The organism is Christiangramia gaetbulicola (assembly GCF_003054225.1).
GTDB classification, from domain to species: domain Bacteria; phylum Bacteroidota; class Bacteroidia; order Flavobacteriales; family Flavobacteriaceae; genus Christiangramia; species Christiangramia gaetbulicola.
The window spans coordinates 128980-143100 of the sequence record NZ_QBKQ01000002.1 but is presented as its reverse complement, the minus strand read 5'-3'; the positions used below and the strand labels follow the sequence as shown (position 1 = coordinate 143100).

The 14121-nt window shown below is 36.7% G+C and carries 15 protein-coding genes; 5 read left to right on the top strand and 10 right to left on the bottom strand.

Annotated features, from left to right (window positions below):
- The first annotated feature begins 156 nt into the window (after window positions 1–156).
- Window positions 157–1017: a glycerophosphodiester phosphodiesterase family protein gene (locus C8P64_RS07265; protein WP_108171420.1), complete on the top strand. Its 861-nt coding sequence runs from the start codon at window positions 157–159 to the stop codon at window positions 1015–1017.
- Window positions 1018–1085: 68 nt separating this feature from the next.
- On the opposite strand, the gene sucD is transcribed toward C8P64_RS07265, so the two are convergent.
- From sucD to C8P64_RS07215, 10 genes are all read right to left on the bottom strand, one after another.
- Window positions 1086–1961, bottom strand: coding sequence for a succinate--CoA ligase subunit alpha (gene sucD, locus C8P64_RS07260; protein WP_108171419.1), 876 nt, complete (start codon window positions 1959–1961; stop codon window positions 1086–1088).
- 175 nt (window positions 1962–2136) lie between these two features.
- The gene (locus C8P64_RS16655) at window positions 2137–4020 is read right to left on the bottom strand and encodes a M56 family metallopeptidase (protein WP_108171418.1); all 1884 of its coding nucleotides are present in this window, start codon (window positions 4018–4020) and stop codon (window positions 2137–2139) included.
- Between the two features lies 1 nt (window position 4021).
- The gene (locus tag C8P64_RS07250) at window positions 4022–4387 is read right to left on the bottom strand and encodes a BlaI/MecI/CopY family transcriptional regulator (RefSeq protein ID WP_108171417.1); all 366 of its coding nucleotides are present in this window, start codon (window positions 4385–4387) and stop codon (window positions 4022–4024) included.
- A gap of 122 nt (window positions 4388–4509) precedes the next feature.
- Window positions 4510–4905, bottom strand: a complete 396-nt coding sequence (locus C8P64_RS07245; RefSeq protein WP_108171416.1) for a nuclear transport factor 2 family protein — start codon at window positions 4903–4905, stop codon at window positions 4510–4512.
- A gap of 7 nt (window positions 4906–4912) precedes the next feature.
- Complete coding sequence (locus tag C8P64_RS07240) at window positions 4913–5842, bottom strand: UDP-3-O-(3-hydroxymyristoyl)glucosamine N-acyltransferase (RefSeq protein ID WP_108171415.1); 930 nt, start codon at window positions 5840–5842, stop codon at window positions 4913–4915.
- Window positions 5843–5852: 10 nt separating this feature from the next.
- Complete coding sequence (gene efp / locus C8P64_RS07235) at window positions 5853–6419, bottom strand: elongation factor P (RefSeq protein WP_108171414.1); 567 nt, start codon at window positions 6417–6419, stop codon at window positions 5853–5855.
- Between the two features lie 9 nt (window positions 6420–6428).
- Window positions 6429–7214 carry an acyl-ACP--UDP-N-acetylglucosamine O-acyltransferase gene (gene lpxA / locus C8P64_RS07230; protein WP_108171413.1) on the bottom strand — a complete coding sequence of 262 codons (786 nt, stop codon included), beginning with the start codon at window positions 7212–7214 and terminating at the stop codon, window positions 6429–6431.
- A 5-nt stretch (window positions 7215–7219) separates the two neighbouring features.
- Window positions 7220–8617, bottom strand: a complete 1398-nt coding sequence (locus C8P64_RS07225; RefSeq protein WP_108171412.1) for a bifunctional UDP-3-O-[3-hydroxymyristoyl] N-acetylglucosamine deacetylase/3-hydroxyacyl-ACP dehydratase — start codon at window positions 8615–8617, stop codon at window positions 7220–7222.
- A complete protein-coding gene (gene lpxD / locus C8P64_RS07220) occupies window positions 8610–9635 on the bottom strand; it encodes a UDP-3-O-(3-hydroxymyristoyl)glucosamine N-acyltransferase (RefSeq protein WP_108171411.1) in 1026 nt (341 codons plus the stop codon). Before lpxD ends, C8P64_RS07225 begins: the two co-directional genes overlap by 8 nt.
- A 24-nt stretch (window positions 9636–9659) precedes the next feature.
- Window positions 9660–10889 carry an HD domain-containing protein gene (locus C8P64_RS07215; protein WP_108171410.1) on the bottom strand — a complete coding sequence of 410 codons (1230 nt, stop codon included), beginning with the start codon at window positions 10887–10889 and terminating at the stop codon, window positions 9660–9662.
- A gap of 127 nt (window positions 10890–11016) precedes the next feature.
- Between C8P64_RS07215 and porX the strand changes: the two genes are divergently transcribed.
- The 4 genes from porX (at window position 11017) to C8P64_RS16620 (ending at window position 14077) form a co-directional block, all read left to right on the top strand.
- Window positions 11017–12567 (top strand): T9SS response regulator signal transducer PorX, encoded by a 1551-nt coding sequence (gene porX, locus C8P64_RS07210; RefSeq protein ID WP_108171409.1) that lies wholly within the window; start codon window positions 11017–11019, stop codon window positions 12565–12567.
- 129 nt (window positions 12568–12696) lie between these two features.
- Entirely contained in the window at window positions 12697–13101 is a 405-nt protein-coding gene (gene tsaE, locus C8P64_RS07205; protein WP_108171408.1) for a tRNA (adenosine(37)-N6)-threonylcarbamoyltransferase complex ATPase subunit type 1 TsaE, read from the top strand.
- A 282-nt stretch (window positions 13102–13383) separates the two neighbouring features.
- Window positions 13384–13530, top strand: a complete 147-nt coding sequence (locus C8P64_RS16535) for a hypothetical protein (RefSeq protein WP_170106636.1) — start codon at window positions 13384–13386, stop codon at window positions 13528–13530.
- 232 nt (window positions 13531–13762) lie between these two features.
- Complete coding sequence (locus C8P64_RS16620) at window positions 13763–14077, top strand: hypothetical protein (protein ID WP_245889672.1); 315 nt, start codon at window positions 13763–13765, stop codon at window positions 14075–14077.
- The last annotated feature ends 44 nt before the right edge of the window (window positions 14078–14121 follow it).

The following is a 14121-nucleotide window of genomic DNA, read 5'->3' as shown; positions in this document are numbered from 1 at the left end:
ACTGAAAAAGGATAATTGAAATATCCAATACCAGACGATTAACAATTTCCCTCTTTATTATTGTTAATCACTATTTCAATTAGTAAATAGTTTATAAAATTCTTATTTTTAGTTAGTTACATTTATTCTTAATGAAGTTTCCAATACTTACACAGGATGTTCAAAAGCAGTCTCATACCGCTAAGTTTTTCCCTGATGCTTATGCTTTTTACAGTATCGGGATCTGGAGAACTGGACTATCCCAAAAGAGCAAATCTATATAATCCTACAGATAAGATCCTAGTAGCCGCTCACCGTGGCATTCATTCCCTATATCCAGAAAACTCCATTCCTGCCATAGAAGAATGTATAAGAAAAGGTATAGATATCGTAGAAATCGATATCAGGGAAACTAAAGACAAGGTTCCTGTGCTTATGCATGATGCTAGTTTACAAAGGACCACCAATAACAATATAAAGATTGCTGACCTGGATAATGAGGAGCTCAAAAATTACCCATTATTATTTGGGGATGAAACTACGGAATATACCATTCCCAGCTTGGAACAGGCTCTTCAAGTGGCAAAAAACAGGATTATTCTAAATCTGGATTATAAACTGGACGACCTGAAAGCCCTCAAAAGAGCTTATGATCTTATTGCCAAATACGAAATGGAAAAATGGGTTATCGTTACTTTAAATGACCTGGACCTTATTCCTGAGCTTTACAAATTAAATCCCGAGATAAGAATTATGCCGGTAGCTTTCAGCTGGTTAAAAATCAATAAAATCATAGACCATGAATTCTTGGATATCATCCAAGTTTATCACAGGCCTTACTCCAATTACAGAATACACCAATTAGAAAAAAAGGAACTTGATATATGGGTAAATGCTCTTCGGAAATACGATAAAATGGAGAAAGCAGGCGATAACGGCTTTGAAAAACTTATTTACATCAAAAAAGTAGATATGATCCAAACCGACTACCCGGAAGAATTACTGGGTTTCCTGCGTGAAAAAGGCCTTCACGATTAAATAACTGCAAAAAAAATCCCTCTCTTACCAGGTAAAAGAGGGATTATATAATTTGATCTGAAAAATTCTTAAGATTTAAGAACTTCAGCTACTTTCATTCCTATTTCCGCAGGAGAATCCACAACGTGAATTCCGTTATCTCTAAGAATCTTTTTCTTAGCCTGAGCGGTATCTTCACTTCCACCTACGATTGCACCAGCGTGTCCCATGGTACGTCCTGCAGGAGCAGTTTCACCAGCGATAAATCCAACAACTGGCTTTCTGTTACCATTTTCCTTTACCCATTGAGCTGCATCTGCCTCTAGCTGACCACCGATCTCTCCGATCATTACGATACATTCGGTCTCATCATCATTCATCAATAATTCAACAGCCTCTTTAGTAGTAGTTCCAATAATTGGATCTCCACCAATACCAATAGCAGTAGTAATTCCAAGACCCTGTTTTACAACCTGATCTGCTGCTTCGTAAGTAAGAGTACCAGACTTAGAAACGATACCTACTTTTCCTTTTTTGAATACAAAACCTGGCATAATACCAACTTTCGCTTCACCAGGAGTAATAACACCAGGACAGTTAGGACCTATCAATCTACAGTCGCGATCTTTAATATAATCTGAAGCCTTAACCATATCAGAAACTGGTATACCTTCAGTAATTGTGATTATAACCTTAATACCTGCATCAGCAGCTTCCATAATCGCGTCAGCAGCAAATGCCGGCGGTACAAAAATGATCGATACATCTGCTCCGGTTTGCTCAACTGCATCAGATACAGTGTTAAAAACCGGTTTGTTAAGGTGTTTCTGTCCTCCTTTACCCGGAGTTACACCACCAACTACATTCGTACCATATTCTATCATCTGCTCGGCATGGAAAGTTCCTTCACTTCCAGTAAACCCCTGCACGATTACTTTAGAATTTTTATTTACTAAAACGCTCATAAGTGTCTTTTGAATTTTGGATTACAAAAGTATGTTTTTAAATATAAAAGTTAAAAGCTTTTTACAAGTTTATTAAAGCTTTAACCCTCTTCGAAATCCTTTAAATATCAACATTTCTGATACTTTAAAAAAAGAAGCCGGGAATTCCCGGCTCTCAAACTTTCTTTAATTCTGGTTATATATAAATTTTGACCGCATCGATATTTTCAGAAATTTTCCTTATGTCAACCTGTTTAGCGCTGCCTTCTTTTATAATTTTCATAGCCTTCTGATAACTTATTTGTTCATCATTTAAATAATAAACAGCGTCCCTTGAATACTTCTCGATTGAATTCTCTTTACTTACAACGGTCTTAACAACCAGGCCATGCTCATTTTTTACATTTTCACTAAGAACCTGAGAGTTTCCTTTTACCGCAGGAGATGATTCTGAAGACGTTTTCTGTTGTCTTTTTTGAGCTTCCTTCTGTCTTCGCTCCATCTCTTCCTGCCTCTTTTCAAGCTCTATCTGTCTTTTCTCCATTCTTAATCCAATTTTCTCCATGCGCTCTATTTCCCTGGCCTGGTCACGTAATAATCGTTCTTTTTCAGCCTCAGAAAGCCTTTGGTCCTCCTGTAATTTCCTTTCCATTTCCCTGATCCTGATCTTTTCAGAACGAAGAATTTCTTTTTCTCTTTCCAATCTTGCCCTTTCAGCTTCTATTCTTGCTGAATGTTCCCTATGACGCATTTCCATTCTCTCCGAAGAATCAGGCCCTTCCTCAATAATCTGTTCATGTTTTGGATGAGGCGGTGCAGGAGGTGGTGGCGGAGAAGGAATTTCTCGAACTGCCTCGGGAGATGGAGGTAAAGGAGGCGGTGGAGGCAAAATACTTCTGCCGGTAATCTTAGCCAGCCTGGTCTTTGCAAATTCTTTATTCAGATTTTCCATAAAACCATCATTGACATTTTTGGTCTTCATATGAATACTAATGTCTTCTAGCTCTTCCTCTTTAAGTTTGGATGTTAAAGCGTCGATTTCCGCAGCAAAACTTTCTGGTTTTACGCTCTTTCCATTCACCCATACCTTCTCGCCTTCAATTCTGATCTTAAGATCTGGTTGCTGTAAAACAAGTTTATCAATGTCTTCAACAGGATTTTTTTCCTGCGCAAATGGTAATTCGGTAATCTCAGGGTTATTAGTAGTATATACTGTTTTCGCTACTATTTCATTATTGAAAAAGAAAATACAGCAACCTAGTACAGGTAAAAAAAGTCCAGCTCTGGTTAGAAGCTTTTTGATAGAAAAATCTTTGGTGATCATAATAATTCGTTTTTTGATTAATGAATGATTTATAGGGCTTGATAATGAATTGTGATGATAGCCCGAACTGTAATTAAATAGAATATTGGAATACTCCAAAGCATTAAAATCTTTTGAAAGAACCTCCCTGTCTGCAAGAAATTCATGATTCAGTTTTATGGATCTTTTTATCCAGTAGAACAATGGATTAAACCAGAAGATGATCTGAAGAACTTCAATTAAAACAAGGTCTAGCGAATGTTTTTGATCTACATGAGCTTTTTCATGCTCAATAACCGCTTTAGAAATTTTATCGTTTATAAATTCGGTTTTATTCAGGAATATATAATTGAAAAATGAATGTGGATCCAGTTTCTTCCCGAGTAAGATATAGATATAATTAAACTCTGTAAGACGTTCATTACTGCTCGCTTCCTTTAAAAGAGATCGCAAATTTCTAAAAAATCGAATGCTAAAGAATATAAAACCGGCCAGGTAAATCCCCATTACAACATATAAAACAAATTGCCAGTTGATCAATGTGGTTTCCGGTTCCTGAGGACTGATTTCTAATGTTTGAAAACCTTCGGCGGAAGGAGTTAAGGGTACTTCAACTTCATAGGTGAAGGTGATTAGAGGTAAAACGAATGAAATTAACAGTGCCAGCAATAAATAGAATCGTTTGATCTTATGAAAATTCTCGTTTTCCAGAAAAAGCTTATAGAAGCTGAATAATATCAGCAAGCATAATCCCGATTTGAGCAAATAGATCAACATCTTATTTATTTTTTATTCTTTCGTCTATTAACTTACGGATCTCCCTTAGTTCCTTTTCAGACAGATCTGTCTCACTGGTGAAAAAGGAAGCGAACTGAGAAGCCGAATCATTAAAAAAATTCTTAATCATTCCACTCATTTGTTTAGAGAAGTAATCCTTCTTTCTAACTTTCGGAAAATATTCTCTAGACCTCCCCTGTTGAGTATAGCCTACAAAGTTCTTGTCCTGCATACGTTTCAACAAAGTTGCGACAGTAGTTAATGCCGGTTTGGGTTCTGGATAAGCCTCTACGAGATCTTTCATAAAAGCTCTCTCCTTTTTCCAAAGGATCTGCATTAATTGTTCTTCTGAATTTGAAAGTTCCATAAATTTCTAATTACTCTACAAATGTAGAATAAATTATTTAATTCTACAAACGTAGAAGTAAAATTGAATGAAAAAGCCTCTGAAAAATAATCAGAGGCCGTATACTTAAAATTGAATTTTATTTAATTCCAGGGATTCTCTTCGATCTCTTCCCCAAGCTGACTTATCTGTACTCCCTTGAAAAGCTTACCATCTTTCATTTCCCAAATAGCGATAAAATGAGCTAAAGGCATCTCCTCCTCAGGGTTTTCGATGGTTCTTACGTGGTAAGTGAAGTGGATAGCAGCGTTACCGCTTTTGGCCACTACCTTCTCTACTTCTGCTCTTAGAGATTCATAAGATTCTGCTAATTGCTTACTAATTTGAGCAATTCCTTCCAGGTTCAACTTTTTAACGCCAGTTGTACCATACCAGGAAAGTTCTACATCTGGATGCAGATAACTTTTTAGCACATCTTCGTTCTTATAGAAATTGGATTCGTAGAAGTTCTTTACAATTTCTTTTGTTCTTAAACCCATAGTATACTTATTTTAAGTTTTTTACAATCTCCGGCAATTTCTTGATCGCCGCGTATTCTTTCAATTTTGTACGTACCTCTCCAAAAGGCGTGCCCCAATATGTTGTATTGGGTGTGGTATCTTTTGAAACACCGCATTGCGCCATAAGCACAGTACCGGTCGCTATAGTCACATCACTTCTTATACCAACCTGGCCCCAAATGGTAACGTCATCTTCAACGACTACGCATCCGGCAATTCCAACTTGAGAAGCAATAAGGCATTGTTTCCCTATTACCGTATCGTGACCAATCTGTATAAGATTATCGAGTTTTGAACCTTCACCAATAATGGTATCACCTGTAACTCCCCTATCTATCGAACAATTAGACCCAATCTCTACATTGTCTTTCACAACGACCCTTCCGCCAGAAAGCAGTTTATCGAAATCATCGGCACGTTTCTTATAGTAAAACGCATCACCTCCAAGAACTGTTCCTGCATGGATGATGACATTATCGCCAATAATACAATTATCGCCAATATTTACATTAGCATGAATCAAACAATTCCGGCCAATTTTCACATTATTACCAAGAACTACGTTGGGCTGTAAAAAGGTTCCCTCTCCAATTTCAACTGAATCTGGAATAGCTTTATCTGCTCCCTGAAATGGCTTAAAATGCTTCGTAAGTTTATTGAAATCCCTGAAAGGATCATCAGAAACGAGCAGAGCTTTACCCTCCGGGCAATCTACTTCTTTATTTATTAAAACTATAGTAGCCGCAGATTCTAAGGCCTTATCATAATATTTGGGGTGATCTACAAATACAATATCACCAGGAGTAACTACATGGATCTCATTCATCCCCAATACCGGAAATTCGGGATCACCAATAAAGTTACAATCTATTAGTTCTGCTATTTCTATAAGAGAATGTTTACGAGGGAATTTCATTAAAAATAAATTATTCCTTGATTCTTTCCTTGTAAGTTCCCTTTTCTGTCTCGATCTTAATCTTGTCTCCTTCGTTAATAAATAAAGGAACATTTACTTCAAAACCAGTTTCTACTGTCGCAGGTTTCGTCGCGTTTGTCGCGGTATTTCCTTTAACGCCAGGCTCTGTATGCGTAACCTCAAGAACAACACTTGCAGGCATCTCTACTGAAAGAGGCATGTTATCTTCTGTATTGATAAGAATAGTTACCACTTCACCTTCCTTCAGAAGTTTAGGCATATCAAGAGCATTTTCTGTAAGTCGTATCTGAGTATAGTCTTCAACGTTCATGAAATGCCAGAATTCACCATCTTCATAAAGGAATTGAAACTTATGAGTTTCAACTCTGATATCTTCAATTTTATGCCCTGCGGAAAATGTATTTTCAAGAACTTTTCCTGTAGTAACGCTTTTTAGCTTTGTTCTTACGAAGGCCGGACCTTTTCCTGGTTTAACATGCAAAAATTCCGTGATCTTATAAATATCATGGTTATATCTAATACAAAGTCCGTTTCTAATATCGCTGGTTGTAGCCATTTTAATATTTTAATTTGAGCTGAAGTATCCTTTCATGATACCTCTTTGTGAGTTTTTAATGAATTCTAATATTTCGTCTCTTTCTGCCGTTGCCTGCATTTCTGCTTCAATAATAGCGACGGCCTGAGAGTTATTATAATTTTTCTGGTACAGTATTCTATAAATATCCTGGATCTCGCGAATCTTTTCAGTAGTAAAACCTCTACGTCTTAGACCAATAGAGTTGATCCCAACATAACTTAAAGGTTCCCGTCCAGCTTTTACAAATGGAGGGACATCCTTTCTTACCAAAGATCCTCCGGTTACAAAAGCATGCTTACCAATGCTGCAGAACTGCTGAATTGCAGCCATTCCGGCTAAAATAACATATTCGCCAACGTTAATATGTCCTGCAAGTGTACTATTATTTGAAAATATGCAGTTATCCCCTACGATACAATCGTGAGCGATATGGCAGTAGGCCATGATCCAGCAATTGTTACCAATAACGGTTTTCATACGATCTGTGGTCCCTCTGTTAATAGTAACACACTCTCTAATGGTAGTGTTATCTCCAATCACGGTAAGGGTATCCTCATCGTTGAATTTTTTATCCTGCGGCACCGCAGAAATTACTGCACCTGGAAAAATACTGCAATTCTTCCCGATCCTGGCGCCTTCCATAATACTTACATTGGAACCAATCCAGGTACCTTCTCCAATCACCACGTTATTATGTATAGTCGCAAAAGGTTCAATTACAACATTCTTTGCAATTTTCGCTCCCGGATGTACGTATGCTAAGGGTTGGTTCATGCTATTTATTTTGATTTAACGATTTGTGCCATTAAGATGGCTTCAGTGGCAAGTTGTCCGTTTACATATGCATATCCCTGCATTTGACAAATACCTCTCCTTATTGGAGCTAATAATTCTAATTTAAATATAAGAGTATCTCCCGGTACTACTTGTCTTTTGAATTTTACATTATCGATCTTCATAAAGAAGGTAAGGTAATTCTCAGGATCTGGAACAGATTTCAAGGCTAATATTCCACCAGTCTGCGCCATGGCTTCTACCTGAAGCACTCCCGGCATTACCGGTTTTCCTGGGAAATGCCCTACGAAGAACGGCTCGTTCATTGTAACGTTCTTCATCCCGATCACATGCGTATCGGTCAATTCATAGATCTTATCTACCAGTAAAAATGGTGATCTGTGAGGCAAGGTATCCATAATATCATTCACATCCATTAGTGGTGGTTGCGAAAGATCTATTTTAGGAACATTATTCCTTTTCTCTGCTTTGATAACCTTGGCTAGTTTCTTTGCGAATTCGGTGTTTACATGGTGACCCGGTTTAGTGGCTATGATTTTACCTCTAATCCTGGTACCTACTAATGCTACATCACCAAGAACATCTAAAAGTTTATGTCTGGCAGCCTCATTTGGATAATGCAAAGTAAGGTTATCCAGTATTCCGTTTGGCTTAACTGAGATCTCATCTCTATTGAAAGCTACTCTTAGCTTCTTCAACGTTTCTTCGCTTATCTCTTTATCTACGTAAACGATGGCATTATTTAGATCACCACCTTTTATAAGGCCATGCTCCAATAATGTTTCTATTTCGTGCAAAAAGCTGAAAGTTCTGGCATCAGCAATTTCAGTTTTAAATTCTGATAGATGCTCGATAGAGGCATTTTGGGTTCCAAGAACCTTAGTACCAAAATCTACCATGGTAGTCACCTGGTATTCATCTGCCGGCATTGCGATTATTTCGCTTCCGTTCTCATCACGATAGCAAATGATCTGGTCTACTACGTATTCTTCACGCTCTGCATCCTGTTCTACAGTTCCGGCTTTTTCTAAAGCCTCTACAAAGAACTTGGAAGAACCATCCATAATTGGAGGCTCAGATGCATTTAATTCAATATAAAGGTTGTCTATTTCTAAACCAACACAGGCAGCAAGCACATGCTCTGAAGTTTGAATGGAAACTCCATTCTTATCCAGGTTAGTACCTCTCTGAGTATTTACCACGTAACTTACATCAGCCTCAACTTCAGGACTACCTTCAAGGTCTACCCTTCTAAATACATATCCTGTATTTTCAGGAGCCGGTTTAAAAGTAAGCTTCACTTCTTTACCTGTATGCAGGCCAACACCTTCAAGAGAAACTTCTTCCCTGATTGTTCGTTGCTGTGAATTTCTATCAGCCATTATTCATTTTTTTTTCTAGTTGGTGTATTATATTCATTGTTCGAGGCAGGTTCTTAAAATGTATATAGGATTTATTGTAATCGCTATATCCAATTGCAGGAGAACCCTGTAACATTTCATCGTCCTTAATATCCCGGCCAATTCCTGATTGCGCCTGGATCTTAACACGATTCCCTATGGTGAGGTGACCGGCTATTCCAACCTGGCCTCCGATCAGACAGTTCTTTCCGATCTTAGTTGAACCGGCAATTCCTGTCTGCGCAGCGATCGCTGTATTTTCACCAATTTCAACATTATGAGCAATTTGAATATGATTATCCAACTTCACTCCTTTTCTTATAATTGTAGAGCCTAATGTAGCTCGATCTATTGTTGTTGCTGCTCCAATATCCACATGATCTTCGATGATCACGTTTCCAATTTGTGGTACCTTACTATATTCACCCGTTTCGCCAGGGCTAAAGCCAAAACCATCGGCACCTAAGATGGCACCACTATGGATGGTCACATCATTACCAATAAGGGTTTCAGAATATATCTTTACTCCGGCAAAAATGGTAACATTATCACCGATCTTTACATTATCTCCTATATATACATTCGGATAAACTTTTACATTTTCCCCGAGCTTCGCATTATCCCCGATATATGAAAAAGACCCAAGATATAACCCATCTCCATATTTAGCAGAATCTGAAATATGACTTGGCTTCTCTATACCAGACTTGTTCAGTTTGATCTGATTATAATATTCTAATAAGGTCGAAAATGCCTTGTAAGCGTCTTTTACTTTTATGAGCGTGGTATTCACCGGCTGCTCTACTTCAAAATCGTCATTTACGATCGTGATCGAAGCATTCGTGGTATAAAGAAAGGAAGTATACTTAGGATTGCTAAGGAAAGTAAGGGATCCTTCGCCCCCTTCTTCGATCTTGGCAAGTTCAGAAACCTCGGCTTCAGGATTGCCTTCAACCTTACCTTCTAATATCTCGGCTATTTGCTCTGCTGTAAATTTCATTCTGGCAAAAGTAAAAAAAATGAGTTAATCTTTAACTTTTGGATAACACATATAGTATTTAGTAACGGTATTTGTGAGGGCTTTTAAATTAAATTGATCTGAAACCTTAACTACATCGTTGATCTTTCCATTTTTATGAAGAATATTAATATTATCCTTTTCCCGCTTGTAAGCCAAGTTTGCGATCTCTCCTTCAAACACAAAATAAGACGCTTCCTTTTCTGAAATATTATATTTTTTCTGAAGTGCCAGCGAACGCTTTTCCAGCTTTTCTTTTAAAGGCTTTTTCTTTTTGATCTTTACTTTTAGAAGATTCCTGTTGATGATCATTTCGCACAGATTACTTAACACGAAATCATCTGAATACATCCATTCTTTCATTGCTGAAATCACATCGTTATCATCCAGCCTTGAAAACATCTCTAAGGTATGATCGTCGAAATCTTCCCTGGTAACCTTATTTTTTAAAAAGTACATCAGGGAACCACTGGCGTGGAGAACGTGCCCTTGTTGTATTAACTCTTTCGCTCGTTTTAAAACACGTATTAATAATTGTTCTGCCACCAGGCTGGTTTTATGCAGGTAAACCTGCCAGTACATTAATCTGCGACCAATAAGGAATTTTTCTACGGAATAGATGCCTTTTTCCTCAACTACAAGTTCATCGTTTACCACATTCAGCATAGTGATCAAACGTTCACTATTTATATTACCTTCTACCGCACCTGAATAAAAACTGTCCCGTTTAAGGTAATCCAAACGATCCATATCCATCTGACTGGAGATTAACTGATTCATGAACTTGCGCTCATAAGTACCTTTAAAAATCCTGATCGCCAGAGTTAAACTTTGGTTAAAGTTTGAATTCATCTTTTCCATGAAAAGCAGGGAAATCGTCTCATGATCTACACCTTCAACCAGGCTATGCTCCATCGCATGACTAAAAGGACCGTGACCAATATCGTGCATTAAAATAGCGGTAAGAAGAGCTTCTTCTTCGGCATTGGAGATCTCAACTCCTTTATATCTAAGTACCCTCACCGCTTTTTGCATTAAATGCACACAACCAAGAGCATGATGAAACCTGGTGTGATGCGCTCCTGGATAAACCAGATAAGATAAGCCCATTTGAGATATTCGGCGTAATCTTTGAAAGTAAGGATGTTCAATGATTCTAAAGATCCGCTCGTTGGGGATGGTAATAAAACCGTAAATTGGATCGTTTAATATTTTGAGTTTAGTTTGTGAAGCCAAGCTTTATTTTTCTAAAATTCAAAACAAAGATACATATATGAAATGAGCCACGGTAAAATCTTATTATTAAGTAAGATACTTGGTGACGTTTACATATTTATATAAACTACAATTACAATTATACTATATGAATAATATCAAAATTTTATGGGTAGATGACGAAATCGACTTGCTTAAACCTCATATCATGTTTTTAGAAAGTCGGAATTATGAAGTTACTACCAGTAAAAGTGGCACGGAAGCATTGGAGCAGATTGAAAATGAAAATTTTGATATTGTTTTTTTAGATGAGAATATGCCTGGGTTAACTGGTCTGGAAACACTTGCCGAGATCAAGGAGAAAAGAGAGACCATTCCTATTGTAATGATCACCAAGAGTGAGGAGGAATATATTATGGAGGAAGCTATTGGTTCTAAAATAGCCGATTACCTTATAAAACCGGTAAATCCAAACCAGATCCTGCTTAGTATTAAAAAGAACCTGGATCACTCCAGGTTAATTTCAGAAAAGACCACTTCTAATTACCAGCAGGAATTCAGGAAGATCGCCATGGAAATGTCTCAGGTGAATTCTTATGAAGAGTGGGCTGAACTTTATCAAAAATTAGTTTACTGGGAAATTCAGCTGGAAGACATTGAAGACTCCAGTATGGTTGAGATCCTGGAATCTCAAAAACAGGAAGCGAATAACCAGTTCTTCAAATTCATTTCAAAGAATTACCAAAGCTGGTTCGAGAAAGATGCAGAGCCTCCGGTAATGTCTCATACTTTATTCAGAAAAAAGATCCTTCCTGAAATAAATGAAGATCAGCCTACCCTATTAGTAGTGGTAGATAATTTAAGATATGATCAATGGAAAGTACTGGAACCTATCATAAACCCCTATTATAAGAAGGAAAAGGAAAGTGCTTATTACAGCATACTTCCAACAGCTACACAATACGCTAGAAATGCAATTTTTTCTGGGTTAATGCCTAGTGAGATGGAAAAACTATTTCCGAAATACTGGAAAAATGATACCGAAGAAGGCGGAAAGAACTTATTTGAATCTCAATTTCTTGAAGAGCAATTAAAGCGCTTGGGTAAAAATTTGAAATACGAATACCATAAAATAAGCAACCTCAAAGCCGGAAAGAAGCTGGTGGATAATTTTAAAACACAAAAATCGAATGACCTTACGGTGGTTGTTTACAATTTTGTGGATATGCTCTCACATTCCAAGACCGAGATGGAAGTGATCAAAGAACTAGCTTCTAATGATAAATCGTATAGGAGTCTCACCCAAAGCTGGTTCAAGAATTCTCCATTATTAGAAATAATTCAGAAGGCTCAGCAGTCCGGATTTAAATTGATCATTACTACAGACCACGGAACTATCAATGTAAAGAATCCGTCAAAAGTAATTGGCGATAAGAACACCAGTTTGAATTTGCGCTATAAAACCGGAAAAAGCCTTACATATGAAAACAAAGAGGTGCTGGCCATAGAAGATCCAAAATCGGTTTACTTACCCACTATTAATATGAGCAGCTCATACATCTTCGCTAAAGAAGATCTGTTCTTTGCCTACCCGAACAATTTTAACCATTATGTAAGCTATTACAAGAATACTTACCAGCATGGAGGTGTTTCTCTAGAGGAAGTTGTAATACCGTTTGTAGTCCTAAACCCTAAATAATCGATAAAAAACATATTTAATCGATAAAAAACACTTAAAATAAATGTATCACTCTGATTTTCAGTAATCTGTGGTGGTATATTTATTTTTTACATATATTTACAGTCCCAAATCTGACATACTAATAATATGGAGTTAACCTATAGACTTCAAGAACTGGATGTAGCCGTAGATTATATTCTAAAGAACACCAAAAGCAAAACTTTGCTTTTTTACGGCGAAATGGGTGCAGGAAAAACCACTCTAATAAAAGAGTTGGTTAAAGCACTTGGCGTACATGATGTAGCCTCCAGTCCCACGTTTTCATTAGTGAATCATTACGAGTCAGATGAAGGATCTGTTTTCCATTTCGATTTTTACAGGATCGAGGATGAAACGGAAGCTTTAGACATGGGTATTGAAGATTACCTGGAGTCTGAAAGCTGGAATTTGATAGAATGGCCAGAAAAAATTGAAAATTTATTGGGGGAAAACACCCAAAAATTGTCACTTGAAGTGGAATCAGAAGAAATAAGAAAGTTAAAGTTTTGTTAACAAAACGAAAATTGAGGAAAAAAGATGCGTAAAAGATATTGTAAGAATTTTTTTACTTTTACAATTGTTTTATAAAGTCAATATTGGATTTTATATTCATTGAACGATTTATAAATAATTTTAAACTAACATATTTAAAGTTCAAATTGCGATTTTCAGGCGATTTTTTGCCTGAAAAAAAGTTGCAAAAGTACAACTAATGTTTTAACTGACAGGATTTTAAGTTGTTATATGTTTGTCTCAGAAAACAGAACGAAACAACAACTTTTAAAACCTATAATTATGAAACTTAAAGCAGTACTTTTCGCAGCAGCAATATTTGGAGCTAGTTTTTTTGTAACTTCAACTTCAACCGACGATACTAATAAAAATGATATCAAAGAACAAGCCGTACAAAAATCAAAGATCAGGGTACCTTCTGCTGGGTAGTTTAGTTGCCCTTTGTATTGCATTTTCACCTTATATATTTTATCTATACGAAGTTTTCCCAAACGGGCCCGTTTGGGAAACTTCTTTTTTTACATATGAAAGTAAATATTTCGAAGATGTACTGACCGCTGCCTGGACTTACCTTGGTAAAATAACACCTCTTTTTCTTTTACTTTTATGGTTCTTCACATGCAAACATTGGTGGTATCATGTAATTTTAATACCTATTGCAATGTATTCTTATCAATTGGTGGTTGTGGTGTACGATGACGTATATCTAAGAACAGATTACATAGATATAAATCAGTTGATATATTTAGCACCGTTTTTCATAATAATATTATCTATAGTTTACCTGATTCGGATTAAAATATTCGACAGGGTTTATGGTCTGGATCTTTCAGAGTTGGACGAGACCGAAATTTCGGTTTTTTCTCCTATCTCAGACAAAGATCTTAAGGAGATCAAAAATTTCCAGGAAGATGAGGATCTAGATGATATCGACCAATCGAAAATTTTAATAGAGGACTACTACCGTAAACTATAATTCTTCATTTTATAAATTTAGTTGTAATTTAACTGCTTTAACAT

Excerpts from the sequence above, each read along its gene's own strand:
- C8P64_RS07245 (WP_108171416.1), bottom strand. The coding sequence starts at position 4,905 with ATGGGTTTAAGAACAAAAGAAATTGTAAAGAACTTCTACGAATCCAAT.
- lpxA (WP_108171413.1), bottom strand. The coding sequence starts at position 7,214 with ATGAACCAACCCTTAGCATACGTACATCCGGGAGCGAAAATTGCAAAG.
- efp (WP_108171414.1), bottom strand. The coding sequence starts at position 6,419 with ATGGCTACAACCAGCGATATTAGAAACGGACTTTGTATTAGATATAAC.
- C8P64_RS07265 (WP_108171420.1), top strand. The coding sequence starts at position 157 with ATGTTCAAAAGCAGTCTCATACCGCTAAGTTTTTCCCTGATGCTTATG.
- sucD (WP_108171419.1), bottom strand. The coding sequence starts at position 1,961 with ATGAGCGTTTTAGTAAATAAAAATTCTAAAGTAATCGTGCAGGGGTTT.
- C8P64_RS16655 (WP_108171418.1), bottom strand. The coding sequence starts at position 4,020 with ATGTTGATCTATTTGCTCAAATCGGGATTATGCTTGCTGATATTATTC.
- tsaE (WP_108171408.1), top strand. The coding sequence starts at position 12,697 with ATGGAGTTAACCTATAGACTTCAAGAACTGGATGTAGCCGTAGATTAT.
- porX (WP_108171409.1), top strand. The coding sequence starts at position 11,017 with ATGAATAATATCAAAATTTTATGGGTAGATGACGAAATCGACTTGCTT.
- C8P64_RS07225 (WP_108171412.1), bottom strand. The coding sequence starts at position 8,617 with ATGGCTGATAGAAATTCACAGCAACGAACAATCAGGGAAGAAGTTTCT.
- lpxD (WP_108171411.1), bottom strand. The coding sequence starts at position 9,635 with ATGAAATTTACAGCAGAGCAAATAGCCGAGATATTAGAAGGTAAGGTT.
- C8P64_RS16535 (WP_170106636.1), top strand. The coding sequence starts at position 13,384 with ATGAAACTTAAAGCAGTACTTTTCGCAGCAGCAATATTTGGAGCTAGT.
- C8P64_RS07240 (WP_108171415.1), bottom strand. The coding sequence starts at position 5,842 with ATGAAATTCCCTCGTAAACATTCTCTTATAGAAATAGCAGAACTAATA.
- C8P64_RS07250 (WP_108171417.1), bottom strand. The coding sequence starts at position 4,387 with ATGGAACTTTCAAATTCAGAAGAACAATTAATGCAGATCCTTTGGAAA.
- C8P64_RS16620 (WP_245889672.1), top strand. The coding sequence starts at position 13,763 with ATGTATTCTTATCAATTGGTGGTTGTGGTGTACGATGACGTATATCTA.